Source organism: Criblamydia sequanensis CRIB-18 (genome assembly GCF_000750955.1).
Lineage (GTDB): Bacteria > Chlamydiota > Chlamydiia > Chlamydiales > Criblamydiaceae > Criblamydia > Criblamydia sequanensis.
In genome coordinates, this window is record NZ_CCEJ010000015.1 from 14221 (window position 1) to 39197 (window position 24977).

The window sequence follows — 24977 nt, forward strand, 5'->3', positions numbered from 1 at the left end:
TAAATTTAAAAAAAGGCTATTATATCAGATTGAAAATCTCCGGGAAAGTAAAAAATGGTATAAAAAAGGCCATGTTAGTAATTTAGAATAAACTGCGGTCAAAATCCTTCACCGCTCATTAACAATTATAGTGAGAGCCCCTATGTCTTCCTTGGAAAAAAAAATTGAAAACCTTGGGATTGATGTGATTAAAAGGCATATTTTTTTATGCTGCGACCAAACCAAGCCTAAATGCTGCGAAAAAGAAGCAGGGCTCGAGGCCTGGGACTATTTGAAGAGAAGGTTAAAAGAGTTGAACTTGGAGGATAGAGGGGGGATTTTTAGATCCAAAGTCAATTGCCTTAGAATCTGCCGTGACGGTCCTATCGCTGTTGTCTATCCTGAGGGGGTATGGTATCGGTCCTGTACTAAAGAAGTCTTAGAGAGGATCATACAAGAACATTTAATCGGTGGAAAACCGGTTCTTGAATACGTGATTGCAAAAAAGGAAGACCATGGAAGTTAACCGCCTAACCGAGACTCGGTACGGGAAGATGCTGTATAATAAAAATGACACCATCATAGGAAAGAGTTTAGAGCTCTATGGCGAATGGTATCAATCGGAATTAGATTTTTTAAAAAAATTTATTCCAAAAGGAGCGAGCTGTCTTGATATTGGAGCCAATATAGGAACGCACACCCTTTTCTTTGCTGACGCTGTTGGGGAAAATGGAGTCGTGATCGCTTTTGAGCCGCAGCGTCTGATTTTCCAATTGCTTCTTGCAAATATTGCAATAAACAATGTGTTAAATGTTTTCGCCTGTCAAATGGCCTTAGGAGATGTTATGGGGCGTGTTAAGCTTGTCCCTGTCAATTATCTAACCCCCGGTAATTTCGGGGGTGTCAGTGTTGAAAAAAGAGAAGAAGGGCTTAATTTTTTTAACTCGGTTGAAGAAGTCCCAATCGATCATTTGAATTTAAAAAAAGTTGATCTAATAAAAATTGATGTAGAGGGGTATGAAACCAGGGTTTTAGAGGGCGGGAAAAAGACTATCGAAAAGCTAAGGCCTCTTCTCTATGTAGAAAATCATATTGAGAAATATTCTAAAGGTGTTATTGAAAAGATCCAATCTTTTGACTATGATGTTTATGAACATTTAGCCCCGGGCTTTAATCCGAATAATTTTAAAAATAATCCAAATAACAGCCTGCATGGGGCTTATAAGGAAACAAATATTTTTTGCATCCCCAAGGAAAAAATGTTCGAAGTTCCTTTAAAAAAGCTATAAAGGCTTTTTCAACCGTTTTCCCTTAAATAAATGAGTTCTATATGGATTTTGAAATCTTTTCTGATCATTTGCTTTTAAGAACGCCCCTTTCAAACGATGAGGAATGCCTCCATGCCTTTGATGAGAGAAATAAAGCCCATTTATCGAAGTGGGAAACGATCACCCATACCAAGAGTGAAGACTATGAAACTCTTCTAAGAAATTGGAAAAAAGAGCAAGAAGAGGGCAAATCACTTCGTTTTTTAATATTCCGAAAAAATGAATACGACAAACTTATTGGTCTTTGCAACTTTACGCAAATATTTAGAGCCTCCTTTCAAGCCTGCTATTTAGGGTATAAAATCGATCTGAAGGAAGAAGGGAAAGGGGTCATGTATGAGGCCTTGAAAAAGTTGATCCCTTTTATTCTAGAGGACATCGGTTTGCATCGTATTATGGCGAATTACATGCCGGGTAATTTGAGGAGCGCAAGTCTTCTTAATCGTCTTGGTTTTAGAATAGAAGGCTTTGCCAAAAACTATTTAAAAATTAATGAAAGATGGGAAGATCATGTGCTGACAGCCCTTTCCAAAGAGGATTGGGATAATCGAAAAGAAGGTCATTTTTTTGAGCTTTCTAATGGCATTCGTGAAATTGGTTTAGGTGATCTTGTTCCTTTAGTGTCCCTTATAGGCCAATTGGGCTATCCGATCGATGCTGGCTCAATGGAAGATAATATTAAGGCTTATAGCAGTTTGCCTCATTTAAAAGCTTGGGTGATTGAAAGATCCGGGAAGGTAGTTGGAGTTTTATCCCTTGCCGTCACAGAAAGCTTTCACAGAAGAGGAAGGAGCGCTCGGATCCTTTCACTTGTAATTGATGAAGCCCATCGGAGGTTAAAATTAGGGGAGGCGCTTATAAAAGTTGCGGAAGAGTATGCTAAGTCCAAGGGATGCTCCTATTTAGAGCTCACAAGCGGTATGCATAGGAAGCCCGCCCATCAGTTTTATAGGTCCCTTGGATTTGATGAATTGAATGATCTAAAAAAATATTATGCCAAAAAACTCTAATAAAGGATTTTCGGATAGATTTTAGTTGCTATCACAACGAGAATTAAAAACGCCAAAATGCAGACTGCAAAGTCATTGGCAAGTTCATAGACGGTCGAGCTGCCGGTTATCATAAAATTTCTTAAGGCATTCACTTGATAAGTTAAAGGATTGATTTTGGATAAGGTTTTAAGCCAATCAGGCATCATCTCAATCGGGTAAAGGGCGTTGCTTGCAAAAAATAAAGGCATTGTCAGAACCTGGCCAATCCCCATAAAGCGCTCTCTTTTTTTTACAATAGCTGCGATGATCAAAGAAAATGTTGAAAAAATGGCTCCTCCAAGCATTACGGTTACAACCACCCCAAGAAGGGCAGTAAGATCAAAGCGTATATGGATGCCAAGAAATAAGGATATGACGTAAATAATAAAAATTTGCGAGAGCCCCCTAATTCCTGCAGCAAGAGCTCTTCCTATCACTAAAATACTTCTAGGGGCAGGTGTGACTAAAATCTTATGCAAGATCCCCATGTCTCTTTCCCAAATAAGGGCAATGCCATAAAAAATCGCGATAAAGAGAATGCTTTGCGCTAAAATACCCGGCGCGATGTAGTCTAAGTAAGAGAGGGATCCTGTGGGTACAGCTTTTGTTTTAGCCATTGCCTGGCCGAATATAAGAAGCCAGATAGCCGGTTGAATCATTCGGGTCAAAAGCTCAAAAGGATCATGGCTTAATTTTCGAATGTCCGCTTCAACGATGGCTCCAATTTGCTCCATCCTTTTCAAAAAAATCTTTTTATAAGTGTGAAATGGTGTTTCGGGTTTGTTTGACATTGGCATAATCTCCGGATTCTTTTATGGAGGACCCCGTATGTAAAATAAAAACATCGTCAAGCGTTGATTTGGGTCCAAGGCTTGTCTTCAATTTTTGCGGGCTGTCCATAGCGACAATATGTCCTTGATACATGAAAGCTACAATATCACACTGATTATCGGCTTCATCCATATCATGAGTGGTCATTAAAATGGTGGTTTGAAATTGGGTGCGCCATTCTTGAATATGCCTCCAAAGAAGCTTTCTTGCGGCAGGATCAAGTCCTACTGTCGGCTCATCGAGGAATAGAACTCTTGGTTCATGCAATAAGCTTGAAGCTATCTCAAGCCTTCTTATCATACCCCCTGAAAAGCTTTTTACAAGGTCATTTGAAACTTCAGCAAGACCCATAAACTCAAGAACTTCCCTAATCCGTTTAATTCTCGTTTCTCTTGAAATTCCATATAGTTTAGCCGAGAGAGAAAGATTTTCATAAGCGGTTAATTCTCCATCAGCTGAAAGAAGCTGCGGCACATAACCAATATTTTCCCGAACTTTTGCAGGCTCTTTTACAATATCATAGCCTACAATAGAAGCGGTTCCTGAGGTTGCAGGCAATAAAGTTGTCAGCATTTTAATGGTGGTGCTTTTTCCGGCTCCATTGGGACCAAGAAGCCCAAAAATAGAACCGGTTTTTACTTTAAAAGAAATTTGATCCACCGCCATTTTCATCTGATAAGCATGGCTTAAACGATCAACTTCTATGGAATATGGACTGGGCATAGTTTAAAAACACTTTATGTTAATTTTAGACAAGTGAAAGTTTTCTTTTTTTTATTTTAGAAATGTAGTCATGGATCACTTCTTCAAGGATCTCTAGGGGAGCAGCTCCCAATTCTAAAACTGCATTATGGAATTCGCGAATGTCAAAATGGCTTCCCAGCTCTTTTTTAGCTTTCTCTCGAAGTTCCATGATTTTTAATTGACCTATTTTGTACGCGCAAGCTTGACCTGGAAGGACAAAATATCTATCCACTTCTGTCACACTGGCACTTAGTTCATAACCTGTTGCAAAACTTAAGTAGTCGATAGCTTTATCTCGAGTCCATTTGTAATGATGGATGCCGGTATCCACAACAAGTCTTGCAGCTCTTAAAAGCTCATCTGTAAGATGGCCAATCTTATCGGCATTGATTTCAAAAAAACCTTCCTCATAAGCAAGCTTTTCAGTGTAAAGAGCCCAGCCTTCTACATAGCCGGTATACTCTCCTATTTTTCGAAATAGAGGAAGATTTATTTCACTTTGAAGAGCGAGTTGAAAATGATGTCCGGGCTCTCCTTCGTGAATGGTGAGGGTGGGCATAAGATAAGTTGGCATTTCTTTCATGTTCCGCAAATTTGCAAAAAAAGAGCCAAGTCTTGTTCCATCAAGACTTGGTTGGTAGTAATAAGCTCCCGGGGCTCCTTCTTCTTTTTCCTTTGGGACAGGCCTAATTTCAAGAGGATAAGAAGGTTTTTTATCAAAATAGTCTTCAAAAAAGACCCTTGATCTGTCTAAAATGGCTTGAAATTTTTGCAAACATTTTTCCCGGCCGACAGAATCATTCGAAAAATAAAAATTCTTTTGCTTGCCAAAAAGCTGCAAAAGCTCGCATACGCTTTTATTCTCATCAGAAAAGCCTTCTTCAGCTAAAAGTTCTCTTAGCTCCTTATGAATTTTTACAACCTCGGATTCTCCCAAGGCATGAATTTCCTCAGCTGAATGGGAAGTCGTGGTATGAAAGCGTAACCTCGAGGCGTAATACTCTTTTCCATCAGGAAGAGAAGAGGCCCCAGAATTCCAATCAGAATCCTTGACAAGATCAAGACAATGCGATTTAAGCTCTTCAAAAATAGGAATCACTTTTTCCTTAAGAATGGCTTCTAATTTAGCAATCCAAGTTGAAGAATCTTGAAATTTTCCTCTTTTTAAAGCCTCCGCAAATGTTTTATAAAAAATGTTTTCCTCCACAGGAGAAGCCATTTCAATAGCGATATTCGCAGATTTTATAAGGACCATTGTCGGAGGTATGATCCTTAAAGTTTTTTGGTAGCTCATTAAATCCATAGCCTCTTGAACTTGATGTGGGAGTGCTTTTAGTTTTATTAGATAATTTTCAAAATCTTCCAAAACCTCAAGCTTATGGAACTCTGTAAAGGCTTCCATTAGGTTTTGAAGAGTTCCATTCAATTGATTAATTCTAAAGGGATGAAAACAGAATTTTTCAGAGGCTGCTTCATTTTCTAAAAACCAAAGAAATATTTTATAGGAAATAAGCTCATTTTCGCTTAATTTATGTGTTTCATAGGTTTTTAAAACTTCTAGAAGCTGCTTTTTAATAGCTAAGTCTTTTTCTATGCCGGCTTTTGAAATTTCATCTAAGAATTGGTTAGCGTCTTTAATTCCTAGCGAATCAAAAAGTCCAAGAAAAGCTAATTTTTGGGGTTTGCTGGAAAGAAGGGCGATTGTCATCTTATCAAAAAAATCTTGAATGTTATCGGGCCTTTCTTGCATCCAGGCGGGCGTATAATCTAAAGATTCTTTTGAAAGTAATTTTAAAGCTTCATCTTTCTTATTATGGGAAAAAAGGATCAACGCTTCTAAGTGAAGGATTTCTTTAGGGCTTTTTGTTTCTTCCTTCGCACTTTCTTCATGCCGGCGCTCTGAAATTGCAGTTACGGTTTTAAATCCTGCTTCATGGCTTAAAGCTAGCATAATGAGCTCCATTTTTTCTAAAATCATTTTGTTTTTGTTTTTTTTAAGAGCTATGGGTATTCTCTGCAACAGAATTATTAAAGATAAAATTAAGAGCTAATATGTATTCGAGTGATCCATTAGGTGTACAAAAAGAGGTCGGATTATTGGGTCTTCTGACAATTAATATTATGAGGGATGCGCTTGAAAAACAAACCGTTAGAAAAGGGCTTATGCTTAGCTTTGAGAAATCCAGCCGCGAAATTATTGTGCTTGGCTCATCTGACTTAAACCCCTCTATTATGCTAGACATTCTTTATAATGGCTCGTCTTGGAAATATGAAGGCCCTTATCCCCATTTGCAAAAAGAGAAAAGCGATAAAGGCGATTTTAAAATAAAGTTCTCCGACTTAAAACCAAATCAAGAAAGATGTTGCGGTGCTATTGAATGTTTAATAGATCACATCAATTGGGAAGCTGCACGTCATAATAAAAGACTTTTAGATCAAGAAAAATGAAACTCTTATGGATAGCTGTCTGTTTTTGTACTTTACATTTAAAAGGGGAGGCCGCTTTGTCTCCTTTAATTGAAAACTATTTAAGAGGCTCTCAATCAATACAGAGCTATGATTCGATAAACCTGCCCGAGTTTAGAAGAAATTTTCGAGAAAACCAAAAGCTCGTTAATCAAAAAGCCCCGCGCTTTAATCTTCAGATCAAAGATGAACATGTCCTTTTAGCTGAAGGCAAAAAGGTGGCTGTAAGAACCTATACTAATTTTTTAAGAAACAATGAACCTTTGCTCATTTTCCTCCACGGCGGAGGATTCGTATTCGGAGATTTGGAAACGATCGATATTTTTTGCCGGGAAATCGCTCACTATTCAAAATGTAGTGTGATTTCAATTGAGTATCCTTTAGCGCCGGAAAACCCGTACCCTATTGCCATTGATACCATTTATCAAACGCTTCTTGCCGTTTTTAAAGATCTTCCAAGAAGAAGGATTCAAAGCGATCGGGTTTTTATCGGGGGTTCAAGCGCCGGCGCCACCTTGGCTGCAGCTATTGCTTTAATGGCAAGAGATAGAAACGGACCCCATTTAAAAGGGCAAATCCTCTTATGCCCCATGATGGATACGAGTTTTAATACCGTCTCTCATGAGGAGAATGCCAAAGGGTATAATTTAACTACCGATCATTGCCGATGGTTTTATTCAAAATATTGTAAAGATTTTCTATCAAGGAAAGATCCCTATTTGGCGCCTCTTCATGCGACAGATTTCAAAGGGTTGCCGAAGGCGTTGGTTGTGACCGCAGAATTTGACCCTCTCAGAGATGAGGGCAGAATTTATGCTGAGAAACTTGAAGAGGCGAAGGTCCCCTCTCTTGAACTATGCTATAGGGGGATGATTCATGGGTTTTTTACCTTGCCTCTTGATTTGGATGAAAAATGGCAAGTCCTAAAACAAATCGGAATGTTTATTGACGAGTAACCCTCTTTGCATTAGATTCTAATGCTAATTGCCGCAATGATCGAACTATGGAGTCTTAAATGCCCGATCCTTCTTTTCAAAACAGTGAAGAATTAGATGATATCAAAAGCGAGTTTGACATCATTCAAAGCGAATGGTCAGAAACTTTAGAAGATTTACAATCCGCAAAAGAAGAATTAAGCGAGAAAGATCTATTTGCGACAATTGATTATTTAACGTTTTGCGATAATCTATTTAAAAATATTTATATAGATATTACGGAAATTGATTCCTATAGGGAAAATGTACAGGAATTAAAAGAGAAATCAGGATCCTATAAAAAAGCTCTTGATGAGTTGGAAAAAATTGATGAGAAGCTCTATCAATTAAGACACGAAATGCAAGAGACCATGCTCGCAGTGGGCGAAGAGTACCCGGTTCTTGCCGACGAAACTTTAAGAGAAGCTCAGGATATGATTGCCGAGTATGCGGAGGTGATGGATCGTGAAAAAACAACACCAAGCATTAAAACTGAAAATCCCGAAGGACTTGAAAAAGGGCTTTTTCTTCAAGAACTCAAAGATAGCCTTGAATATTATCGAGAAGCTAGAGAAGAATTTATTTCAGAAGTTGAGATGAATAAATTAGAAAATCTTCCTGAGGGACAAATTCCCGAGGACTTAGGCGAAGAGATGCCGGAAATTGACTCCGTACTTTCTCAACTTGACACAACTATCACAGCTTGCGATTTAGCGATTATCAATAGCGAAGATAGCGTTTAAAACTTCTCTCAAGCTATGCATATCCTGCATAGCTTGAATTTTGTATTAGCTATTCCATCTAAAAACCGACAACCTTACTTACATTTTTTGGGAGCGTACCCTTTTATAGAGAAGCTATTTCTTAATGCCGAGCTTCTTATAAAAATGACCATTGAATTGTTTGTAGAAAAGAAAAGCCATTAGATTTCTTTCGAAACTCCATTTCTTATTAAAATAGCTGTTTTTTGCATCTTTTTCCTAAATTTTTCATGCATAGGTTGTCTTATGCTTTCCAAATTTATCAAAAAATTTGCATAAAACCAGCCCATTCTTAGAATCAAAGCGAGTTTCTGAACAATTCTATTTAAATTTTTAAAATAAATATGGTTTCTTTATCCCAAGAAAAGATATAGAAGTTCCAAACCTCAAAAAGGAACTTTATGCCTTATAAACCCCTCTTATGCTTTATTGGTCTTTTTATTTTATTTTGTTCTTGCGAGAGATCGGTAGAAGTCAAGAGGGAGAAAATTTCAGGCATTGAGCTTGCTTATTATACAAGAGGCACGGGCGAGCCTCTTATCATGATTATGGGCTTTAAAGGGACAATGGGGGAGTGGGACCCGGCGCTTTTAGAGACACTCGAAAAAAAATATACCCTCATCTTATTTGACAATAGAGGAGCCGGTCTTTCAAGCGACTCGGTTGAAAATCATACGTCTATCTCTCAAATGGCAGATGACACGGTTCAACTAATCAAATCCTTAGGATATTCCAAAGCGCATATTCTCGGTTGGTCAATGGGCTCTCGAATCGCTATGGCCATTGCTATGAAGTACCCTGAATCTGTAGATACCCTCATTCTATCTTCCCCAAATCCAGGGGGCTCGCATATAGCTAAGAGAACCACGGATGATTTTAAAAGATTAACAAAGGCCGAATCAAAAGAAGAGATTTTATCTCTTCTTTTTCCGGATAGCGAAGAAGGCAAACTTGCAGCAAGCGAGCTTAATAAACGCTTAAAAGTGGCCGTAATGGATGGTGAAAGCCCTAATGATTTTGAAATACCTCCGAGAACCGTTGAAAGACAAAAACAAGCGATGGAAAATTGGGATCAAAATAATGAAATTTTTGATGAGCTTGCCAAGATTAACCGCCCGACCTTAGTAACAGGGGGTCTAGCAGATAGAATTGACCCAATAGAAAACGTGAGGATTGTAGCTTCTCAAATCCCTTATGCCTGGGCAGCTTATTTTCCTTTTGCGGGCCATTATTTTATTTCCCAAGACTATATTAATTTTTCAGAGCTTCTTTTTGCTTTTACCGAGGCTCATAAACAAAAAAGCGAAAATCAATTGAATAAATAGCTTTGGTTTTATAGTGTTTTTTTCACATGAACCTTAACGAAAGTCTTAAAATGCGCCTTTGGAAAACAAAATTATTTTTTATGAGTCTCGCGCTTTTTAGTGCAGGCTATCTTCAATCGGAAAACTATTATTTTGATCCTTACGATAACGAGGCTCCCTACGCGAGTCCAAGCGATTATGAGACTTTCGTTGATGATGACAATTTTGTAGAAGCCTACGATTGCGTCACCCAAGAAATTCCAATTCCAAGACCTTCATGCAGCTATAGTCTTGAGTTTAAAGCTCTCTATTTACAACCTTCCTGCAGCAATAACCATTATGCCGCTGAAATAATTCCTGTTCCGACTTTTTCTCCGGACTGGAAAATAAGGGATGTCGACCCGGGGTATGATTTTGGTTTTGAACTTGGATTTGGAATGCTCTGCTATAAAACTTGCCAGGCCACCCATATCAATTTTGCCCATTTTTATTCGAATGATGAGGATTCAAAAAGAGCTAATACAGGTGAAGTTATTGGCCCTATTTTCGATGTGGGTCCGGATGCTTTTATTTATACAAGAGCCGAAGGAAGAGCATTTTTTCATTATGATGCTCTCTCAGTTAATAGAGGGTTTTATTTTAACGCTTGCGACTGCTTTTTCACCCATTTGTTTTTGGGGCTTGATACCGTTTATATTAAGCAGAACTTAAATACCTATTTTTCAAATTTGGATGAAACCGTAACCCGTCAATTTAAACAGCAAAATTCCTTTGTCGGAATCGGCCCTCAAATAGGGGTTGATTTCACAACCCGATTTTTTTATGGCTTTAGATTAGTTGGCGGAGGGGCTTTATCGCTTCTTGCGGGAAATGCGAGAAACCATGTTAATTTCTATTCTGTGACACCGGCGCTTCCGCCTCTTGAGATAGATCCTCCAAATAAACAATCCTTAAGCATTCATGATAGGACGAATGTGGTTGCGGCACTTAAAACAAACCTTGGTTTCGCTTATCTTTTTCGCTTCTGCAATTATATGATAGATTTGGAAGCAGGTTATGATGTGCGAGTTTACATTAACGCCATACAATCGATGGAAGTCACAAGTGAATCGGTTACAGCACCTCCAATCTCAGATACGGTGGCAGTTAATGCGAGAGCCTTTCATCGAAGTACCAGCAATTTTGCACTGGCCGGACCCTATATTAGATTTAACGTTGGGTTTTGCTTCTAAAATCGGAATTATGAGGCAGCTCTAACATCAAAAGGGATAGCAAGAGATAAAGTAAAAATCACAACAAGCGAGCAAATAAACATTTTTTTTGCCCATCGCTTGTCTTTTGATTCCTCGGTACTAAATCCCTGAAAACAAAGCCATAGCCAGAGAGCTCCAAGAAATAGGGCAAGGGACGCATAGGTATAGCCTGTGTAGCCGCTTACTGTTAGCATAAGGGATACAAAAACAAAGGCTATAATGTAAAAAAACATTTGAATTTTTGTTTTCTCAAGCCCTTTCTGTAAAGGCAATACCGGGATGTCAGCGGCTTTATAATCCTCCAGCCGATAGATTGAAATCGCAAAAAAATGCGGCATTTGCCACACCGCCACCAATAGAAAGATAAAAATACCACCCATATCAATCTGATTGCTAATAGAGGTGTAGCCGACAAGTGGGGGAATGGCTCCGGCAACGCTTCCAACTAACGTTCCATAAAAAGAGCGATACTTCATAAAAGCATAAAGAACGAGGTAAATAAAAAAGCCAAGAAGAGAGAGCCCCAAAGTTAGAGCATTTGTATAAATTCCAAGAATGACAATGCCGATTAAAAGAAGCCATAAACCAAAAGCTAAAGCGCTAGGATTTGGGATAAGGCCAGTTGCCAAAGGGCGGTTTTTAGTCCTTTCCATTTTTGCATCGGCCTCCCTATCCAAATAATTATTAAAGACACCGGCTGATGCAATGATAAAAGAGAGACCTAAAAGAGTTGTCAAAAGCTTAAAAAAATCAATGTCGCCTTTGGATGCTAAAGCAAAACCGCCAAGGGTAGTAACGACATTTCCAAAAATAATCCCGGGTTTTGTTAACATGGAATAAGTTTTAATCATTTGGGCTCCATCATTCTATAGTCGAGACTATACATAATCCAAAGGGATCCGATAACGACTATACAGGTCACTGAAAGCATAAAAAGAAAAACGAGCGCCTTCCAATAAGGAGCTTTCTCCTTTCCCACATGCAAGAAAAAAAATAACTGGATAGAAGCTTGGAGGATGGCTAAAATTGAAAGGCCTAAAAAAAGGAATTCACCTTTTAAAATATTTTTAAAGGCCAAAAAAAATGAAATAAAGGTTAAAATAAGAGAGAGAATAAAGCCGATACTATAGCTAACTAACGACCCCTCTTTTTCAATTTTGATTGTTTTCTCGTTTTCCAATTTTCAAGCCGCTCCCATCAAATAGACAATTGTAAAAATAAAAATCCAAATCACATCAAGAAAATGCCAAAATAAAGTTAGACAGCTAAGACGCCTAAAGGTATTGATCGTGATGCCTTGAAAGACAATTTGGAATCCTAGAACTAAAATCCAAATAAGTCCCGATAGAATATGAAGACCGTGAGTTCCAACAAGAGTAAAATAAGAAGATAGAAAAGCGCTTTTTCTAGGGGTATGGCCTTCTTGAATTAAATTGGAAAACTCATGACCTTCCATGGCAAGAAATGCAAACCCAAGAAGAAAGGTGAGGCTTAAGAAAATGAGGACTTGGTTTTTTGAGCGTTTATAAGCTGAAAGTAAGCCCAAGCCTGAAATAAAACTGCTTAAAAGAAGGATTAACGTCTCAGAGAAAGCATAAGGTAAACTAAAAATTTCTTTGGCAGACGGACCGCCATTTATATTATGATGCAAAACACCATAGGTTGCGAAAAAAGTGGCAAATAAAAGACAATCGGTCATGAGATAGGTCCAAAACCCGAATAGCGTTCTATCATAGGTTTCGTAATTTTCAAGGGTCGTTTCAATAGCCATGGCGTTTTTTTTCTCTTGACGATTCAATTTTAGCAATTTTACTTGCCGGGTACTCATATTCGATCTGATTTAACGAAAGGCGGGTGATGGTTAAAGCTAAAATGCTGAGTAAACTTAATAGTGAAAGCCAGCCAATATTCCAGATTAGGCCGAAGCCTAAAAGCAAACTAAAAAAACCGATAAAAACACCCATTGAAGAATTTTTAGGAAGATGGATGCCTTGGTAATGCTCTACGTGTTGGTTTTTTTGAAGATGTTTATTCTCCCAAAAAGCGTCTCGTTGAGTCACGTTTGGAAGATGCGCAAAATTATAGAGAGGGGGCGGTGAAGAAGTCGACCATTCCAAGGTTCTCCCATTCCAGGGATCTCCTGTCAAATCACGGTTTTCATTTCGTTTTAAGACGCTTACAAGAAGTTGTAGGTTTTGAAGGATGACGCCGATAATAATGAAGAGAATGCCGATGGCCGCAACGATATAAAGAGGCTGCCATCCGGTTGAGGCTTCATAGTGGTTGATCCTTCTTGTTGCTCCCATGAATCCAAGGACATATAAAGGCATAAAGGCGATTAAAAAACCAAGGAACCAAAACCAAAAAGCTTGCTTGCCAAGTCTTTCGTTTAAAGTAAACCCAAAAACTTTAGGGAACCAATAAGTATAGCCTGCAAAAAAACCGAATAAAACCCCGCCGATCACCATGGAGTGAAAATGAGCAATTAAAAATAAACTGTTATGAACTTGAAAGTCTGCCGGTGGAATGGACATTAAAACCCCGGACATGCCGCCTGTTGTAAAAATAAAAATAAAACCTAGAAACCAGAGCATGGGTGTTTTAAAATGAACGCGTCCTCCATAGAGAGTAAAAAGCCAATTGAATACTTTAACTCCTGTTGGAATGGCTATAAACATAGTCATGACTCCAAAAAAAGCATTGACATTAGCGCCGGCGCCCATTGTAAAAAAATGATGAAGCCATACGATAAAAGAGAGAATGGTGATGCCGACAAGCGCCCAAACCATAGAAACGTATCCAAAGAGCCTTTTTTCAGAAAAAGTCGCTACAATTTCAGAGAAAATTCCAAAAGCCGGTAAGATGAGGATATAAACCTCAGGGTGGCCCCAAGCCCAAATTAAATTAACAAAAAGCATCGGGTTCCCGTCGGCTTCGCTTGTAAAAAAATGCATTCCGAACATTCGATCCAAAGAGAGCATTGCGAGAGTCGCAGTTAAAATGGGAAAAGCGAAAATGACAAGCACCATGCTTGTGAGTGCGCTCCAAGTAAATAAAGGCATTTTCATAAGGGTCATGCCGGGACAGCGTAATTTTAAGATGGTCACAAAAAAATTAATGCCTGAAAGCAAGCTGCCGATACCCGCAATTTGAATGCTCCATATCCAATAATCCACTCCGACATCAGGGCTGTATCGAAGCCCTGAAAGAGGAGGGTAAGCAAGCCAACCGGCTCCTGAAAAATTCCCGATCATTAAAGATAAATTAACTAAAATGGCGCCAACTGAAAAAAGCCAAAAACTTAAAGAATTAAGGAAAGGAAAAGCTACATCCCTTGCTCCGATTTGAAGAGGTACAATGATATTCAATAATCCAAAAACGACTCCCATGCCTACAAAAAAAATCATGGTAGTGCCGTGGGCAGTAAAAATTTGCTGAAAATGAGAAGGCTTTAGATAGCCGGTTGATTCCCCGACTGAAAGCACAAGCTGGGATCTGATCATGCTGGCATCGACAATGCCTTTAAAAAGCATTAACAAAGCAACCACAAGATACATGATGCCAATTCGTTTGGGATCGAGAGTTGTGATCCAACGATACCAAAGGCCTTTCCAGCCTTGATAGTAGAAAAGAAGCCCTGAAATAATAATGGCGGTCACTATGATGGCAATGCTAACACTTGCCTCGATGCCATCATGTTGAAAGGCTTTTATAGATAATTTTCCAAACCAGTCTGTCCAAGAGCCATCTTCATTCATGTAAAGGGTCTTCCCTCATAGGTTTCATGACAATCCAGTTAAAAAGGTTATCGTTATTTAACTTATAAAAGCTTTTTGGCGTAATTACACTTGGTTTTGCAAGCTCATTGTATTCACTAACGTCAAGGGTTTGGCTGGAGTCAATATTTTTTAGCCATGACTCAAAGTCTTCTTCTGTACTTGCTTTTGCAATAAATACCATTGAAGAGAAGCCCTCGCCGCTAAGGTTTGCAGAAGATCCCCTAAATTCGCCGACTGTATCCGCAATAAGATGAAGTTTTGTTTTCATCCCGGGCATGGCATATATTTGCCCCCCAAGTTCAGGTATCCAAAAAGAGTTCATAGGTGCATCAGAGGTTATCTCAAAATTAATAGGGGTATCTTTTGGGAATTGAATAAAGTTAAGAGAGGCAATTTTTTGTTCGGGATAAAGAAATAACCATTTCCACTGAAGAGCCACCACTTGAATGGTAAGGGGCTTTTTATCTGATTCTAAAGGTTTGTATGGGTCTAGTTCGTGGCTGCTTTTCCACGCTATAAAAGATAAAATTGCGATAATTACACAAGGAAACCCCCACCAAACGGATTCAGCAAGATAGCTATGGTCCCATTCGGGTGTGTATGAAGCTTTTTTATTTCCGGCTCGATATTTTATTGAAATATAGAGGGTTAATAAAAAGACCGGAATTACAACAATCAACATAAGCAGCGTTGAAATAAGCATCAAATGGCTTTGTTTTTCGGCAATCAAACCTTTAGGGTTTAGAAGCGCGATTTGATCGCGAAACAAAAAAACAAGTCCAAGAGAGGCGATTGCTGCTAATAGCAGCGCATATAAGGAAAATAAATATTTCTTATTCATTTACTCAATCAAAAATCTATTTTTTAATCGGGGTAAATTTATCGGTAATATCGTTCACAATAAAATCTCTTGTCACTTCATTTTGTTTTATCCCGGGCTTTGAGAAATCTAATTTTTTTAGATCTACCGCTTGAATTTCGAGACTGAAATAGTCTCTAAAATAGGTTTTTAATTGAGTTTGATCATGCACCACTATCCACTGTGTGAAATCGGTATTAATCGTTTTATTAATATTTATGGAAGGATCGCCTTTATTAGCTTCGATGATGTGGTTTAGAAGTTCTTTAGAAAAGCCTACATGTATATCAGAGGGTTTTTCTCGAATAATTCCAAAAAAGATGTCAAATGTATTCAAGATATGAAACCCAAGCCTTGCGGCATCGTCTCCATTTTTAGCAACAGTTGCCCAGGCTGAATATAAGCTTGCTCTAACAAAACGAGACGGCGGCGTATAGTCCCCGGGTATTCCAAGCAGCCCTGAACCTTCGCCAATAGCCTTGATAAGGTCTTTTTTTGAGTTTGTAAAATCAGGAATATTTAAGGGAGATAGATTTACATAATTCGATAAGTTTTTGATATGCCAGTCAAAGGGAGGGGAATTGGTTAATACTTTGACCGGGTTATCATGGATGAATTTTTTACCGCCGACATATTCAACGACAATCACACTTCCTTTACTATCCGCTATGTAGTAGTGCAACGGTAGAGAAAAATTGATAGAGGGTATCGGTTGTTGAACGACTAAAATTTTATCCAAAAGAGAAGTGGCTTCTTCTACTGTAGCACAATTTGAAAGAAGAAAAGCTCCAAGCTCCCAGGCGCCGATGGTTCTATCCAGCTTTTCTGGGTCTTCTTTTTCATACTCGGCAAATCCCGGTAAAAGAAGCATGCCGACCACAAGCCCTTTCTCATTCATCCCATCTGAAACCACATTTGGAAACAGCCATTGATTGACGCCCACAAAACCATATTTGGTTTTCCAGTTTAAACCGGGTTTATTGTTTGGCGCAGTTCCCTGATAACTTGTATTTCTTGGCACTAAAAGAAGATTCGATCTTAAGTCAACGCCAAGCTCCATGGATCGGCAATAAACTAAAGAGTTATCTTGCGAGGTCAGCTGAAACGCTGTGCAAGCATTCAAGGTCTGAAAACAGAAAGGAAAGAGATAAAGCAATTTTGTAAGTTTAAAAAGGAAACGCATCTTTCTCTCCTGTAAAATAAAATTTAAACTTTATATAACGGGAGAGGCATTTTATAGTCTACGCCCTTTTTAAATTGGAACGATTACAAGCGGCTCTTTAGGCTTTTTAAAAGAATCAAAATAGCTTGGTGAAGTGTCAAAAACAGAAGATAGCAATTCATTAGGATAGGAACCAAGGACCTCGCCGATGCCAATATAATCGGGCTGTTCATGGTTAAAAAAGGCTATTACCTCGACATTTTCCGACCCGATATTTTCAATGTTATGAAAATAGGAGGCCGGAGCAAAAGCCCCTTCTCCTGCTTTTACTTCCATGACATCTAAAGATCCGTCAGGTGAAAGAACTGTAATTTTAGTTTTACCTTTAACTATGTAAACAAGCTCGCCTGCGTTGGTGTGCCAATGAGGTTCGACAACCCCCGGATTATTCAAGCCAAAACCTAAAATTCCAAGCCCATTTAATAAAGGCAAAGTAGTTTTAGTGCCGATTTGAAGATAGCCCCCTTTGGTTAAGATCGCTTTATTGCTAGCTTCAATATCAAATTTAAAACGATTTGTAGTTGGCTTGGGAATTTGCTTGAGAGGGGGAAGTGTTTTAATGCATTCATCGCTTTTTGATTTTTTTAAGCCATCCGCAAAAGTTGAATTCGTCCCGAAAGTATCATTAAAAACACTATCGGAGAGAGAATAGATAGCTTTTGAAAGAACCATGGTATCAGGATTAGCGTTATCATACGCAAAGTTGATGACCCCTGTACGATCGCCGATGTTTTCGATATGGTAGATATAGCCTTTAGGGATAAAGAACATTTCCCCTTTTTTTAAGGTAAAAACTTCCGCGCTTGTCGGGGTTCTAATTGTAACCAAGTGATTCCCTTCAGTGCAAAAACCGATTTTATTGGCGTTGGGATGCCAAATAGGTTCAAGAGACCCTCTTTGGTTTAAATTCAGCTGAGAAAAAGCAATATTTACAAACCCCGGAACATCTTTAGAGGTCACAAGAGTCAGACTGCCTGAGCTATTTGCTTTTTTAGGTTTTATCGAATCCAGACTAAAAAAGAATTTACCGGCCATAACGATCCTTATAAATTATTAAAATTCAATTATTTAAATTGTTCCCAACCCTAGCGGTCTTTTCTTAAGGAATAAGCCATTTGTTTAATTTCTGCAATGACCGAGCTCGAAAATAGGATTACCGTATTTTATAGTACTTGCAGATAATAACTTAAGACATTGTTTAAAATTAATTTTTATGTTTTGAGCGAGTGTTTTCTACCCCCAGAAAGTTTTTGAAAAAATCGATTATTATCGCTAAAGTTTCATCAAAAAAATGAAATGGGATTCCGAGATGAAAAATATACTTATAACTCTTTTGCTTTCGATTAATGCTATTGTCTTAAGCTTAAAAGCTGAGATAATAGAAACGGATCGATTCAAGAAAATAAAAGAACACATTCAACCAAGAACGCTTGTTCTCTTAGATATCGATGATACCCTCTTAGTTCCAACTCAAACTCTAGGAACGGATGCCTGGTTTGTTTACCGCTTGAGCCAATATTCAAAAGTCCATAAGGACCCAAAGACTGCTTTAGACAAAGCTTTAGCTGAATGGGAATCGATTCGCCATGTTACAAAAGTTAAGCTTGTGGAAGACGACACGGATCAAATTATTAAAGAGATTCAAAAAGAAAACACGGCAATTATGGGATTAACCACCCAAAGTTTGAGTCTTTCTGCAAGAACCATTAATCAGTTGAGATCCTTAAATATAGATTTATCTAAAACGGCACCCGCTTCCGAGGATCATTATTTTGTGCAGGAAAACTTAGGGCTTCTTTATCAGCAGGGAATTCTCTTCACTTCCGGCACTTCAAAAGGGGAAGCCGTAATAAAAATACTGGATAAAATCGGCTATAAACCTGATAGAATTCTTTTTATTAACGACAAACATAAGCATTTATTGGATGTTGAAACAAGTGTTCAGGCAAGAGGAATTCCTTTTACAGGTTTACGTTATAGCTATTCTGATGAGAGAGTGGCTAATTTTTGCCATGAACTTGCCGAAATACAGTGGAAACATTCTACCTTTGGCAATCTTCTATCGGATGAAGAAGCTTTGGTGTTATTAAAGTCGAAACAAAATTAATGGGTATTTATCACGCTTGAAAATCTATTTTCAAGCGTGATAATACAAACTTTTTAAACAGGCTTTTTTTCACGCGTCCAAAAACGATGCTTTGCAATGGCTTTTATAAATTCTTTGGGAGATCCATTAAGAATTAAACCGATAGCAGCAAGTTCTTTCGGAGCTGTTTTTTTAGGAAGGTCTTTACTTGAATAAGAAGCGTTCCATAACTCTAAAGCATCCTCATCAAAAGCAATAGGCTTGCAGTGGCGATAAGCTTCATCAAGCGCATTTAAAGGTTCCATATGGTCAAGAAGAGTTTTAACAGCTTTTGCCCCGGATGGAAAATAAAGAGCATCAAATAATACTGAGCTAAAGGTTAAAAAACTTTCATCAACGTCAATAAAGGTTCCATTTTTCCCCTTGATTTTTCCAAGGGTAGGAGCCACGATTTTGACTACTGCATCACCCTCAGTCAGAGCTTTTTTCATGGCTTCGATTGACTTTTCATCGCAGCCATCCGTTGTAATTATGGCAATCCTTCTTGTTTTAATCGAATGTTTGAGAGTATTTGCCATGCTTAGCGCTTCAGACTTTTCAATCGTTTTTTTCCCTTTCTGCGACTGAAATTTTTTAGGGTCTGCATCGGCCCCAAAGCTATGATTCATAAGAGTCTCAGGCTTTGTCGGCACCTTAAGGCCTAAAGCCTTGGCTACTTTTTCTGCTAAAGTTTTATCAACTTGATTTAAGAGACCTAACGTTCGTATCTTTATAGATTCAACCGTTACTTTACCAAGCTCGAAGCTTAGAGCATTTATAATGTGATTTTGCTCAGGTTCCGACTGACTTTTATAAAATAGCGTCGCTTGGCTAAAATGATCTAAGAAGCTTGGGCTTCTCTCTCTTATTTTTCTGCCATCGATCTTCTCGGTATAAGAGGCAAATCCGCCTTCTTTAATTTTAGCTTGAAAAGGGCAGCCGAAGCTTAAGCTATTCGGGTCATAAGCGACGCGACCTTTATTGATCGTCTGACGCATCTTTGCATCTCTTTGGTTATTATGTGAAGGCGCTATCGGTCTATTAATTGGGATTTCGTGAAAGTTAGGGCTTCCAAGACGCGATAGCTGGGTGTCGGTATAAGAAAACAGCCTTCCTTGCAAAAGGGGGTCATTCGTAAAGTCAATGCCTGAAACTAAATGTCCGGGATGAAAGGCGATTTGTTCGGTTTCAGCAAAAAAATTGTCCGGGTTCCTATTAAGAGTCAGCTTTCCAATCGGTGTAACTGGGACTAATTCTTCAGGAACAATCTTTGTCGGGTCAAGTAAATCAAAGTCAAATTTATGCTCATCTTCTTCAGGAATAATCTGAATGCCAAACTCCCATTCGGGAAAGATGCCGCTTTCAATGGCATCAAATAGATCTTGCCTATGAAAATCGGAATTTTTTCCTGATATTTTTTGCGCCTCATCCCAAGCGACCGAATGCACTCCAAGCAAAGGTTTGAAATGAAATTTAACAAAAACCGATTTCCCTTGCTCGTTTATTAACCTGAAAGTATGGATTCCGAAGCCTTCCATCATTCTAAAACTTCTTGGGATTGCCCGATCGCTCATCACCCACATAATCATGTGCATGCTTTCCGGCATAAGTGAAATAAAGTCCCAGAATGTGTCGTGAGCTGATGCAGCTTGCGGGATTTCATTGTGAGGCTCAGGCTTCACGGCATGGATAAGATCGGGGAATTTTATTGCGTCTTGAATAAAAAAGACGGGAATATTGTTTCCAACTAAATCAAAATTGCCTTCTTCAGTATAAAATTTTACGGCAAAGCCTCTTACATCACGTGCAAGATCTGTAGAGCCTCTTGATCCCGCAACGGTTGAAAAACGAACAAAAACAGGCGTTTGAATGGTGGTATCGTTTAAAAACTTAGCTTTCGTATAGGCCTTTAAAGGTTTATAGAGCTGAAAAACGCCATGGGCGCCGGCTCCTCTTGCATGAACGATTCTTTCAGGGATTCTTTCGTGGTCAAAGTGTGTGATTTTTTCTCTTAAAATAAAATCCTCTAAAAGAGTTGGACCGCGTACCCCCGCTTTCAAGGAGTTTTGGTTATCATTAATGCGAAGCCCTTGATTAGTAGTCAGAAAATGATCTTCTGTACTTACAGTATTAAGGCTAAGATCTTCGATTTTTTTATTTTTTTTAATAGGAGCTTTCTTTTTTTCTTTCATTTTTTTTCATAACTTATTTTGAAGATTTTTTCTAAGTGATGTTCTATAGATGTTTTTGTGTAACACCTTTTTTTAATTTCAAACAATCTTTTTGTTTTTTTTCGAAAAAAAAGCTGAATCTGCCATCATAAAAAATACTCAATAAAAATTTAAAAAATGAGTCTTGAAAGTCTATGCTGCAACTTTTTCTGATGGCGTTTATATTTAGTTTCGTATCTTCAATTACCTTCGCGTTGGATGAAGAAATCATGGATAAGCAAGCTATCACACGTTACTATAATGGCTTTTTATTGCGCTCTCATAAGCTTCTTCAAGAAGATTTGTGGGTAGCCAATGGTAAAATTGTAGCGCCCCAAAAAAAAGCAGATCGTGAAATTGATTTAAAGGGACAAATAATAGCTCCCGGCTATATTGATTTGCAAATTAACGGAGGATTCGGAGTTGACTTTTCAAATGAGCCCGAAAAAGTCGAAATAGTTGCAAAAATGCTTCCTCAATATGGTGTCACAGCTTTTTTACCCACCCTTATTTCTTTAGACTCTAAAACGTATAAAAGAAATCTCCATCAGATAAAGCCCAAAAGAAAAGAAACTCAAGCCGAAATACTTGGCATTCATCTTGAAGGCCCTTTTTTTTCATCTGAAAAAGTTGGCGCCCATAACCCTCATCTGATTCGAACTTTTGAACAAATTGATTCTATAGATGATTTTTATGGAAACTTGGACCATGTCAAGATCATAACCTTGGCTCCTGAATTGGCTCAAAGTTCCGGCATCATCTCTTACCTTAAAGGAAAAAATATCATAGTTTCTGCAGGGCACACTAACGCCGACTATGAAACCACAGAGAAAGGAGTTCAAGAAGGGATTGCCATGGCGACGCATTTATTTAACGCCATGCCGCCTTTGCATCATAGAACACCCGGGATTGTGAATGCGTTTCTTACAAATCCAAACCTTTTTTATTCTATTATTGTGGACAAAGTCCACGTTCACCCTGCCATGGTTCATTTGGCTTGGAAAGCAAATCCTGATGGGCTTATTCTTGTGACGGATGCCATAGCGGCTCTTGGAAAGCCGCAAGGCGAGTACTTTTTGGGGGGCCAAGAGGTTGTGGTCGATGAAACGACGGCGTTTGTAAAAGGAACTAGCACCCTTGCCGGAAGCATTCTTAGCATGGATGCAGCCGTTAGAAACTTTAAAGAAGCGACCCACTGCACCCTTATTCAAGCTATAGAATGCGCAAGCTTAAAACCTGCAAAGCTTCTTGGAATAGATTCTTATAAGGGAACTCTAAATATCGGCGCCGATGCGGACTTTATTATTTTGAATGAGGATTTATTTGTGCAAGCTTGCTATATAGCCGGAAAGCTTGCTTTTAAAAAAAACTAAACAAGAGCCAGCCCATAAATTAATATTCTTTTTCGTAAATATCCAATCCTTGATCAAGTAACATTCCTAGCCCGGAACTCATCATAACCTCTCCTGCGTACCAAACATAGGACATACAGGTGTTGCAAACATAATAAAAGCACCACCTAACATCAAGGAAACGCCGACTACAAATTTTAAAGGAATTTCATTTTGTTCTTTTTCAATCTCATATCTCATTGCAGCAAGTTGTAAAGTTTCATACTCAAGAAAATCCATCCGTGATTGATCTAGCAAATAGGCTTCCATCTGTTAATTTCGCTGAAGTGTTTTATTTTCTCTCTTTTTAATTAAATTTTTAAATTTTTGGAATGTTTCCTGAGGAAATATACGATTCCTCTTAAGATCTGTTTCGATTTTATCAATTTCTTTACTTATATTTATTTGTTTTCCTGTATAAAACTCAATTTCTTCTTTAAGATCTATTATTGTATCAAGTAGACTATCTCCATCTGATTTTTCATAATATTTCCAAACTCTATTTACCAGTTTTTGTATCCTTAAACCAAAAACGATGTCATTTGAATCAAAATTAATAAGTCCATATGCCGGCTGAGGTGTTAAAACTACCAGCGAAAAAGCGCAGAATATATTAAATAAAACCAAACGCTTAAAGCCATTAAAGTGATATAAACAAACCACCTCATTTCTCCTTTTTTTTGAGAATCAAGTTCGTGTCCGGTTAATCTATAAAATTGAAAAAGACCGGTTGTAAGAGGAAAACAAAAAATTCCATTGATGATCAAAAGTAAACCCAAATTTTTAACATCTAACATTTGAAAACCTTTTTGTATGAAGACTATATTGAATGAATAGTTTATTTTGTAGAAGAGAAACGTTAACATTATTATTTAAAGATTTGCAGGTAGTAGGATCTTTTAAACCTATTCAGAGGAATGGAAATGATTATTGGCTTTATTGGTCTTGGGAAAATGGGAACTCCGATTGCCTTAAATCTATTAGAAGGCGGGGTTGATTTGAGAGTATATAACCGATCAAAACCCAAGCTTGAGCCCCTCATACTAAAGGGAGCTAAAGCTGTTAATCAACCGAAAGATCTCTTTAATGAGACAAATCTTGTTTTTTCAATGCTTGCTAATGATGAAGCATTAATCGATGTGACTTTAGGAGATGGAGGCCTTTTAGAGACCATTCAGCCGGGCGGTATTCATGTTTCTTTGAGCACGGTCAGCCCTGAGACGATTAAAAAACTGGCTGAAAGACATCATGAAAAAAAAGCAACTCTTCTGACAGCAACAGTATTTGGAAGACCTGACGCAGCCGAAAAAAAGCAGCTTTGGGTCTGTCTTGCAGGGGAGTCCCAAGCTAAACAAATAGCCGAGCCTTACTTAAAAATGATAGGGCAAAAAATTTATGACTTCGGTGTGCATCCGGAAACGGCTAATATGGTTAAAATATCGGGTAACTTCCTCATTTTATCCGTAATTGAAATGCTATCTGAAGCTTTTTCAGTAGTTAAAGAAAATGGGGGCAGACCTGAAGAATTCCTAGCTCTTATGACTGAAACGATTTTTCCCTCACCCGTATTTAAAAATTATGGAAAAATCATTAATCAAGAAGAATTTATCCCGGCAGGCTTTCAAATGAAACTAGGGTTGAAAGATTTAAGCTTGTTTTTAGGACTGGCGGAAAAATCCGGTCTTGACCTTTCTTTTGCGAAGGCCCTTAGGGAAAGACTAGAAAAGGGAATAAAGAATGGCCTAGAAGACTTAGATTGGTCGGCCATTTCTTTATTCTCCCAAAAACCCTAATCTTAATTTTTATTCTAGATCGATAATTTTTCCGTCCGGAGTTTTTATAGTTTTAGAGCCATCTGATTTTCTAACAAAAGAAGTGCCGTCAGGCTTTTTAATTAACTGAGTGCCATCCTTTTTTACTTGAATGGTGGTGCTGTCTGGCGCAATGATAGTTTTGGTTCCATCAGCTTTCATCTGAATGAAAGTACCGTCAGGTTTTTTTATCACTTTTGTGCCATCTTTATTTTTTTCAACAATTGTGCCATCGCTTTTTTGAATAATGGCTGTTCCATCAGGTTTAACTTGGATAGTGGCATCTTCATCTTTTGCTTTAATCATTTTAGAGCCGTCTGCATTGATTTTAACATAGTCTCCGTTGTCTTTTCTAACAGACTTAGCACCGTCAGGTCTTTCTTCAATGAGAGTTCCATCCGCTGAACGAATCAGCTTAGTTCCATCCCTTTTAATTTTGACTGTTGTGCCATCAGGGGCTTTAATTATTTTTGAACCATCTTGGTCGATTGTGACAGTCGCACCATTTTCACCCTCCGGGTTTGAAAATTTGACGGTAGATTGTTTAGAAGGATTTTCGTTTTTAAACCACCAGTTTTCAGCTCCAAGCTCCGCTTGAATAAAGCCTGCCAAAACGAGTAATTTCAAAAGATTTTTGTGTTTCATACGTATCTCCTTTAAATTTTTTTATAATTAAGTGAATGGCGTTACGTAAGGAGGGTCTAAACAAAAGGAATGATAAGGCTTATAAAACGCCCTTAGGGAATAACTTCTTTTTGAGTATTTCAGAGATATTTGTCAAGTTAGAGGAAGGATGCATAATAAATGATAATATTTTTTTGTGTTAGGTTAGTTAATTGTGTGTAATAATTTTTTTATAAAAGTTGAAATTGACAATATATCTTCCAATAAATAAAATTTACAGCTTTC

General features: G+C 38.1%; 25 protein-coding genes. 11 read left to right on the forward strand and 14 right to left on the reverse strand.

Going from position 1 to position 24977, the window contains the following annotated elements:
• Window positions 1-142 precede the first annotated feature (142 nt).
• Genes CSEC_RS12210 through CSEC_RS12860 form a run of 3 tightly spaced genes read left to right on the forward strand, consistent with a single transcriptional unit; the run spans window position 143 to window position 2317 of the window.
• A complete protein-coding gene (locus CSEC_RS12210) occupies window positions 143-505 on the forward strand; it encodes a (2Fe-2S) ferredoxin domain-containing protein (protein ID WP_041018775.1) in 363 nt (120 codons plus the stop codon).
• Window positions 495-1268 carry an FkbM family methyltransferase gene (locus tag CSEC_RS12215; RefSeq protein WP_053332060.1) on the forward strand — a complete coding sequence of 258 codons (774 nt, stop codon included), beginning with the start codon at window positions 495-497 and terminating at the stop codon, window positions 1266-1268. Before CSEC_RS12210 ends, CSEC_RS12215 begins: the two co-directional genes overlap by 11 nt.
• A gap of 41 nt (window positions 1269-1309) precedes the next feature.
• Window positions 1310-2317, forward strand: coding sequence for a GNAT family N-acetyltransferase (locus tag CSEC_RS12860; RefSeq protein ID WP_053332061.1), 1008 nt, complete (start codon window positions 1310-1312; stop codon window positions 2315-2317).
• Here CSEC_RS12860 and CSEC_RS12225 read toward each other — a convergent pair.
• Genes CSEC_RS12225 through CSEC_RS12235 form a run of 3 tightly spaced genes read right to left on the reverse strand, consistent with a single transcriptional unit; the run spans window position 2314 to window position 5864 of the window.
• Window positions 2314-3072, reverse strand: a complete 759-nt coding sequence (locus CSEC_RS12225) for an ABC transporter permease (protein WP_041018801.1) — start codon at window positions 3070-3072, stop codon at window positions 2314-2316. The two genes, CSEC_RS12860 and CSEC_RS12225, sit on opposite strands and share 4 nt — an antisense overlap.
• A 19-nt stretch (window positions 3073-3091) precedes the next feature.
• Window positions 3092-3892, reverse strand: a complete 801-nt coding sequence (locus CSEC_RS12230) for an ATP-binding cassette domain-containing protein (protein WP_041018776.1) — start codon at window positions 3890-3892, stop codon at window positions 3092-3094.
• A gap of 25 nt (window positions 3893-3917) precedes the next feature.
• On the reverse strand, window positions 3918-5864 hold the full coding sequence (locus tag CSEC_RS12235) for a DUF885 domain-containing protein (protein WP_161780992.1): 1947 nt from the start codon (window positions 5862-5864) through the stop codon (window positions 3918-3920).
• Window positions 5865-5965: 101 nt separating this feature from the next.
• On the opposite strand from CSEC_RS12235, the gene CSEC_RS12240 reads away from it, so the two are divergent.
• The 5 genes from CSEC_RS12240 to CSEC_RS12260 all read left to right on the forward strand — a co-directional run bounded on the left by CSEC_RS12240 (window position 5966) and on the right by CSEC_RS12260 (window position 10650).
• Window positions 5966-6361 carry a hypothetical protein gene (locus CSEC_RS12240; protein WP_041018778.1) on the forward strand — a complete coding sequence of 132 codons (396 nt, stop codon included), beginning with the start codon at window positions 5966-5968 and terminating at the stop codon, window positions 6359-6361.
• Between the two features lie 56 nt (window positions 6362-6417).
• Window positions 6418-7335, forward strand: a complete 918-nt coding sequence (locus tag CSEC_RS12245; RefSeq protein WP_161780993.1) for an alpha/beta hydrolase — start codon at window positions 6418-6420, stop codon at window positions 7333-7335.
• Between the two features lie 59 nt (window positions 7336-7394).
• The gene (locus CSEC_RS12250; protein WP_041018779.1) at window positions 7395-8096 is read left to right on the forward strand and encodes a hypothetical protein; all 702 of its coding nucleotides are present in this window, start codon (window positions 7395-7397) and stop codon (window positions 8094-8096) included.
• 419 nt (window positions 8097-8515) lie between these two features.
• Window positions 8516-9439: an alpha/beta fold hydrolase gene (locus CSEC_RS12255; RefSeq protein WP_041018780.1), complete on the forward strand. Its 924-nt coding sequence runs from the start codon at window positions 8516-8518 to the stop codon at window positions 9437-9439.
• An 80-nt stretch (window positions 9440-9519) separates the two neighbouring features.
• Window positions 9520-10650 carry an Lpg1974 family pore-forming outer membrane protein gene (locus CSEC_RS12260; RefSeq protein ID WP_154017712.1) on the forward strand — a complete coding sequence of 377 codons (1131 nt, stop codon included), beginning with the start codon at window positions 9520-9522 and terminating at the stop codon, window positions 10648-10650.
• An 8-nt stretch (window positions 10651-10658) separates the two neighbouring features.
• Here CSEC_RS12260 and cyoE read toward each other — a convergent pair whose 3' ends face one another.
• From cyoE to CSEC_RS12295, 7 genes are all read right to left on the reverse strand, one after another.
• Entirely contained in the window at window positions 10659-11522 is an 864-nt protein-coding gene (gene cyoE / locus CSEC_RS12265) for a heme o synthase (RefSeq protein WP_041018782.1), read from the reverse strand.
• Window positions 11519-11851, reverse strand: coding sequence for a cytochrome o ubiquinol oxidase subunit IV (gene cyoD, locus CSEC_RS12270; RefSeq protein ID WP_053332063.1), 333 nt, complete (start codon window positions 11849-11851; stop codon window positions 11519-11521). Before cyoD ends, cyoE begins: the two co-directional genes overlap by 4 nt.
• Window positions 11852-11854: 3 nt before the next feature.
• Window positions 11855-12442, reverse strand: coding sequence for a cytochrome o ubiquinol oxidase subunit III (gene cyoC, locus CSEC_RS12275; RefSeq protein WP_041018783.1), 588 nt, complete (start codon window positions 12440-12442; stop codon window positions 11855-11857).
• The gene (gene cyoB, locus CSEC_RS12280; protein WP_041018784.1) at window positions 12432-14429 is read right to left on the reverse strand and encodes a cytochrome o ubiquinol oxidase subunit I; all 1998 of its coding nucleotides are present in this window, start codon (window positions 14427-14429) and stop codon (window positions 12432-12434) included. The genes cyoC and cyoB overlap by 11 nt, the downstream gene beginning before the upstream one ends.
• Window positions 14422-15291: a ubiquinol oxidase subunit II gene (gene cyoA / locus CSEC_RS12285; protein WP_041018785.1), complete on the reverse strand. Its 870-nt coding sequence runs from the start codon at window positions 15289-15291 to the stop codon at window positions 14422-14424. The genes cyoB and cyoA overlap by 8 nt, the downstream gene beginning before the upstream one ends.
• Before the next feature lie 16 nt (window positions 15292-15307).
• On the reverse strand, window positions 15308-16492 hold the full coding sequence (locus CSEC_RS12290; protein ID WP_053332064.1) for a linear amide C-N hydrolase: 1185 nt from the start codon (window positions 16490-16492) through the stop codon (window positions 15308-15310).
• A 69-nt stretch (window positions 16493-16561) separates the two neighbouring features.
• Window positions 16562-17566 (reverse strand): cupin domain-containing protein, encoded by a 1005-nt coding sequence (locus CSEC_RS12295; RefSeq protein WP_041018786.1) that lies wholly within the window; start codon window positions 17564-17566, stop codon window positions 16562-16564.
• Between the two features lie 274 nt (window positions 17567-17840).
• Here CSEC_RS12295 and CSEC_RS12300 point away from each other — a divergent pair, with 274 nt between their 5' ends.
• Window positions 17841-18638 (forward strand): DUF2608 domain-containing protein, encoded by a 798-nt coding sequence (locus CSEC_RS12300; protein ID WP_053332068.1) that lies wholly within the window; start codon window positions 17841-17843, stop codon window positions 18636-18638.
• A 53-nt stretch (window positions 18639-18691) separates the two neighbouring features.
• Here the strand turns inward: CSEC_RS12300 and CSEC_RS12305 are convergent, their stop codons facing one another.
• On the reverse strand, window positions 18692-20848 hold the full coding sequence (locus CSEC_RS12305; protein WP_041018787.1) for a catalase: 2157 nt from the start codon (window positions 20846-20848) through the stop codon (window positions 18692-18694).
• Window positions 20849-21096: 248 nt separating this feature from the next.
• On the opposite strand from CSEC_RS12305, the gene nagA reads away from it, so the two are divergent.
• Window positions 21097-22239 (forward strand): N-acetylglucosamine-6-phosphate deacetylase, encoded by a 1143-nt coding sequence (nagA, locus tag CSEC_RS12315; protein WP_053332065.1) that lies wholly within the window; start codon window positions 21097-21099, stop codon window positions 22237-22239.
• An 81-nt stretch (window positions 22240-22320) separates the two neighbouring features.
• Here nagA and CSEC_RS12320 read toward each other — a convergent pair whose 3' ends face one another.
• Window positions 22321-22527 carry a hypothetical protein gene (locus CSEC_RS12320; RefSeq protein WP_041018789.1) on the reverse strand — a complete coding sequence of 69 codons (207 nt, stop codon included), beginning with the start codon at window positions 22525-22527 and terminating at the stop codon, window positions 22321-22323.
• Window positions 22528-22530: 3 nt separating this feature from the next.
• Entirely contained in the window at window positions 22531-22920 is a 390-nt protein-coding gene (locus CSEC_RS12325) for a hypothetical protein (RefSeq protein WP_154017713.1), read from the reverse strand.
• Between the two features lie 260 nt (window positions 22921-23180).
• Here CSEC_RS12325 and CSEC_RS12335 point away from each other — a divergent pair, with 260 nt between their 5' ends.
• Window positions 23181-24050: an NAD(P)-dependent oxidoreductase gene (locus CSEC_RS12335; RefSeq protein WP_053332066.1), complete on the forward strand. Its 870-nt coding sequence runs from the start codon at window positions 23181-23183 to the stop codon at window positions 24048-24050.
• Between the two features lie 9 nt (window positions 24051-24059).
• Here the strand turns inward: CSEC_RS12335 and CSEC_RS12865 are convergent, their stop codons facing one another.
• The gene (locus CSEC_RS12865) at window positions 24060-24713 is read right to left on the reverse strand and encodes a T-complex 10 C-terminal domain-containing protein (RefSeq protein WP_053332067.1); all 654 of its coding nucleotides are present in this window, start codon (window positions 24711-24713) and stop codon (window positions 24060-24062) included.
• Window positions 24714-24977 lie beyond the last annotated feature (264 nt).

What these genes read in the sequence shown, in the direction of transcription:
- CSEC_RS12210 (WP_041018775.1), top strand. Translation starts at nt 143, where the DNA reads ATGTCTTCCTTGGAAAAAAAAATTGAAAACCTTGGGATTGATGTGATT.
- CSEC_RS12215 (WP_053332060.1), top strand. Translation starts at nt 495, where the DNA reads ATGGAAGTTAACCGCCTAACCGAGACTCGGTACGGGAAGATGCTGTAT.
- CSEC_RS12860 (WP_053332061.1), top strand. Translation starts at nt 1,310, where the DNA reads ATGGATTTTGAAATCTTTTCTGATCATTTGCTTTTAAGAACGCCCCTT.
- CSEC_RS12225 (WP_041018801.1), bottom strand. Translation starts at nt 3,072, where the DNA reads ATGGAGCAAATTGGAGCCATCGTTGAAGCGGACATTCGAAAATTAAGC.
- CSEC_RS12230 (WP_041018776.1), bottom strand. Translation starts at nt 3,892, where the DNA reads ATGCCCAGTCCATATTCCATAGAAGTTGATCGTTTAAGCCATGCTTAT.
- CSEC_RS12235 (WP_161780992.1), bottom strand. Translation starts at nt 5,864, where the DNA reads ATGCTAGCTTTAAGCCATGAAGCAGGATTTAAAACCGTAACTGCAATT.
- CSEC_RS12240 (WP_041018778.1), top strand. Translation starts at nt 5,966, where the DNA reads ATGTATTCGAGTGATCCATTAGGTGTACAAAAAGAGGTCGGATTATTG.
- CSEC_RS12250 (WP_041018779.1), top strand. Translation starts at nt 7,395, where the DNA reads ATGCCCGATCCTTCTTTTCAAAACAGTGAAGAATTAGATGATATCAAA.
- CSEC_RS12255 (WP_041018780.1), top strand. Translation starts at nt 8,516, where the DNA reads ATGCCTTATAAACCCCTCTTATGCTTTATTGGTCTTTTTATTTTATTT.
- CSEC_RS12260 (WP_154017712.1), top strand. Translation starts at nt 9,520, where the DNA reads ATGAGTCTCGCGCTTTTTAGTGCAGGCTATCTTCAATCGGAAAACTAT.
- cyoE (WP_041018782.1), bottom strand. Translation starts at nt 11,522, where the DNA reads ATGATTAAAACTTATTCCATGTTAACAAAACCCGGGATTATTTTTGGA.
- cyoC (WP_041018783.1), bottom strand. Translation starts at nt 12,442, where the DNA reads ATGGCTATTGAAACGACCCTTGAAAATTACGAAACCTATGATAGAACG.
- cyoB (WP_041018784.1), bottom strand. Translation starts at nt 14,429, where the DNA reads ATGAATGAAGATGGCTCTTGGACAGACTGGTTTGGAAAATTATCTATA.
- cyoA (WP_041018785.1), bottom strand. Translation starts at nt 15,291, where the DNA reads ATGAATAAGAAATATTTATTTTCCTTATATGCGCTGCTATTAGCAGCA.
- CSEC_RS12290 (WP_053332064.1), bottom strand. Translation starts at nt 16,492, where the DNA reads ATGCGTTTCCTTTTTAAACTTACAAAATTGCTTTATCTCTTTCCTTTC.
- CSEC_RS12295 (WP_041018786.1), bottom strand. Translation starts at nt 17,566, where the DNA reads ATGGCCGGTAAATTCTTTTTTAGTCTGGATTCGATAAAACCTAAAAAA.
- CSEC_RS12300 (WP_053332068.1), top strand. Translation starts at nt 17,841, where the DNA reads ATGAAAAATATACTTATAACTCTTTTGCTTTCGATTAATGCTATTGTC.
- CSEC_RS12305 (WP_041018787.1), bottom strand. Translation starts at nt 20,848, where the DNA reads ATGAAAGAAAAAAAGAAAGCTCCTATTAAAAAAAATAAAAAAATCGAA.
- nagA (WP_053332065.1), top strand. Translation starts at nt 21,097, where the DNA reads ATGGATAAGCAAGCTATCACACGTTACTATAATGGCTTTTTATTGCGC.
- CSEC_RS12320 (WP_041018789.1), bottom strand. Translation starts at nt 22,527, where the DNA reads ATGGAAGCCTATTTGCTAGATCAATCACGGATGGATTTTCTTGAGTAT.
- CSEC_RS12335 (WP_053332066.1), top strand. Translation starts at nt 23,181, where the DNA reads ATGATTATTGGCTTTATTGGTCTTGGGAAAATGGGAACTCCGATTGCC.
- CSEC_RS12865 (WP_053332067.1), bottom strand. Translation starts at nt 24,713, where the DNA reads ATGAAACACAAAAATCTTTTGAAATTACTCGTTTTGGCAGGCTTTATT.